Annotated in this window: 2 protein-coding genes; both read right to left on the bottom strand. The window is 60.9% G+C overall.

Annotated features, from left to right (window positions below; translation table 11 throughout):
- Positions 1-134: 134 nt before the first annotated feature.
- Positions 135-1,346 (bottom strand): sensor histidine kinase, encoded by a 1,212-nt coding sequence (locus FHW83_RS30340; protein WP_176650096.1) that lies wholly within the window; start codon positions 1,344-1,346, stop codon positions 135-137.
- A gap of 46 nt (positions 1,347-1,392) precedes the next feature.
- Positions 1,393-2,754 carry a sodium-dependent transporter gene (locus FHW83_RS30335; protein ID WP_176650095.1) on the bottom strand — a complete coding sequence of 454 codons (1,362 nt, stop codon included), beginning with the start codon at positions 2,752-2,754 and terminating at the stop codon, positions 1,393-1,395.
- Positions 2,755-2,978: the final 224 nt, after the last annotated feature.

Raw genomic sequence — 2,978 nt, 5'->3', positions numbered from 1 at the left:
CACCCCTTCCCATCCCGAACAGGACCGTGAAACGACTCTACGCCGATGATAGTGCTGCAACCAGTGTGAAAGTAGGTTATCGTCAAGCTAGTTATACCGAATTAGGCCCGCTCAGCGTACTGTGCGGGCCTTTTTCATTTCAGCGGCGCCGACATCGGCAGCGTGAGCGTAAAGCACGAGCCGCCCCCCATCTCGCTGCTGACATCGATGCGCCCGCCGAGGATCTCGGTGACGATGTTGTGCACGATATTCAATCCCAGTCCCGATCCCCCGACGCCCATCTTGGTCGTAAAAAACGGATCGAAGATGCGCGGCAAATCTTCCTTGGCGATGCCGACGCCGTGATCTTCCACGCTCAGCGTCACCCAGCCCTGCGCTGACAATTGCGCGCTGACCGCGATCAGCCCCTCGCTGCGGCCCTCGTAGCCATGCACGATGGCGTTGTTGATCAGGTTGGTCACCACCTGGCCCAGCGGGCCGGGGTAGCTTTCCATCATCAAGTCCGGCGGCACCTGCTGGCGGATCACGAATGGCGTGCGCTTGATGGTGGGCTGCAGCGTCAGCAGGTTGCCGGCGATGACTTCATCCAGCAGGAAGCTGCGCCGTTGCGAGCTGGTCTGATCCACCGCCACCTGCTTGAAGTTGGTGACGATGTCGGCCGCGCGGTGCAGGTTGCGGCTGAGGATGTCGACCGACAGCCGCGCGTTCTCGATGTACTGCGCGAACTCCTTGCGCGTGACGCCGCCTTCGCCGCTGAGGTGCCGGCTGATTTCATCGGTCTGCATCTCGAAGGTGGTGGATGCCATCAGGCTGTTGCCGATCGGCGTGTTCAGTTCGTGCGCGATGCCGGCCACCAGCGCGCCCAGCCCGGCCAGCTTCTCGTTGCGCACCAGGTCTTCGCGCGCCTTGGCCAGCGTGGCGATCGTGTCCTGCAACTCACGGTTGACGCGGCGCAGCGCCAGGTGGGTGTTGATGCGCGCCAGCACTTCCTCGATCTGGAATGGCTTGGTGATGTAATCCACGCCGCCGGCGTCGAAGCCGGTGACTTTCTGCTTGGGATCGGTGAGGCCGGTCATGAAAATGACCGGGATATCCTTGGTCTTCTTGCCGGCCTTGAGGCGGCGGCAAGCTTCGAAGCCATCGATGTCGGGCATGACCACGTCGAGCAGGATCAGGTCCGGGTCGGCAAACTCGGCGCGCATCAGGCCCTCGGCCGCGGTTTGCGCCAGCACGATGAGGAAGCCGTGCCGCTCCAGCCGGTCCAGCAGCGCGGCCAGGTAGGACGGGGAGTCATCGACGATCAGTATCGTCGGCATCGGCACTACGGGGACCTCGCTCTGGTTCATCGCGCACCCTGAGTTCGTCACGGTGCGGCCAGTATATAACGGCGTCTCAGAACAGATCGAGGCCTTTCAGCATGACGACCAGGATCAGCAAAGGCGATACGTAGCGCAGCAGGAAAAACACCGCCTTCGTGACTGTGACGTTGGACAGCGCGCCTTGGTTGGACAGCGCGCACTGGAAGTTGTCGCGGCCCCACACCCAGCCCACAAACAACGCTAGCAAAATGCCACCCAGCGGCAGCAGCACATTCGACGAGGCAAAGTCGAACAGGTCGAACATATTCATGCCGAACAGCTTGAAGTCGGCCAGCACGTTGTTGGTCAGCGCACAGGTCGAGCCCAGCACCATCAGCGCGGCGATGGTCAGCAGCGTGGCTTTGGCGCGGCTCATGCCCCGGCGTTCATGCAAAATCACCACCGGCACTTCCATCATGGACAGCATGGCGCCAGTCGCGGCCACCGAGGCCAGCGCAAAGAAGGCAATCATCAGCAACTGGCCACCGGGAATCTGCGAGAACACCGCTGGTATGGTGATGAACACCAGCGACGGGCCGGCCGAGGGTTCAAAGCCAAACGTGAACACCGCCGGGAAGATGGCGATACCCGCCAGCATGGAGACGAACAGGTCGGCCAGCATCACGCGCACCGTGGTGGCCGGGATGTTCTGGTCGTCGCGGAAGTAGGAGCCGTAAGTCATCATGGTGCCCATGCCCAGCGACAGCTTGAAGAAAGCCAGGCCCATGGCGGTCAGGATCACACCGGCGGTAATCTTGCTGAAGTCGGGCTTGAACAGGAAGGCCAGGCCCTCCGCCACCTTGGGCAGCGTCAGGCTGACGGCGCACAGCAGCAGCAAGAGCAGGAACAGCACCGGCATCAATTTCTTGGTGATGCCTTCGATGCCCTTGGTCACGCCCATCAGCAGGATGCCGCCGATCAGGAGCAGCACGCCCCATTGCCACAGCAGCGATTGCACCGGGTCGCCGATCAGCGCGCCGAAAGCGCCCTCGGTCACGTGGCGATCGCTGCTGAGGATGCTGCCGCCGATGGCCTTGAACACATAGGCGAACACCCAGGCCACCACTTCGGAATAAAAAGACAGGATCAGGAAGGCCGCCAGCATGCCGGCGGCGCCGACCAGCCACCAGGGCAGGCTTTTTTGCGGCGACAGCTTTTGCAGCGTGGTGATCGGGTCGGTCTTGGCGGCGCGGCCCATGGTGATCTCGGCGATCATGACCGGCAGGCCAATCACCAGCGTGGCCAGCAGATAGATCAGCAGGAAGCCGGCGCCGCCGTTGGCGCCGGTCAGGGACGGGAACTTCCAGATATTGCCGAGGCCGACGGCCGAACCCAGGGTGGCGGCCAGCACGCCGAAGCTGGAGCTGAAACCGCCGCGTTTAAACGTGTTGCTCATTGTTGCTTTCTATCGAAATCGAAGGAGGCGATTGTAGCAAACGAAAAAAGAGGGTTGACGGAATCAATGCCGTACAGCATAATCTCATCTCTTCGCTGACGGACACAACGATCCTCAGCAAGCAGTACAGATCTTTAAAAAATTACAGTCGATAAATGTGGGCGTTTGATGCTGCAACAAAAAGCATTAAATGCTCAACAAGAAATACTGTCAGTATTTTGAGT

Source organism: Duganella sp. SG902 (assembly GCF_013376005.1).
Taxonomy (GTDB): Bacteria; Pseudomonadota; Gammaproteobacteria; order Burkholderiales; family Burkholderiaceae_D; genus Rugamonas.
The sequence above is the reverse complement of the archived record's forward strand: the minus strand, read 5'-3'. Positions and strand labels throughout refer to the sequence as shown.

Coding starts and splice junctions, on each gene's coding strand:
- FHW83_RS30340 (WP_176650096.1), bottom strand. CDS start 1,346: ATGAACCAGAGCGAGGTCCCCGTAGTGCCGATGCCGACGATACTGATC.
- FHW83_RS30335 (WP_176650095.1), bottom strand. CDS start 2,754: ATGAGCAACACGTTTAAACGCGGCGGTTTCAGCTCCAGCTTCGGCGTG.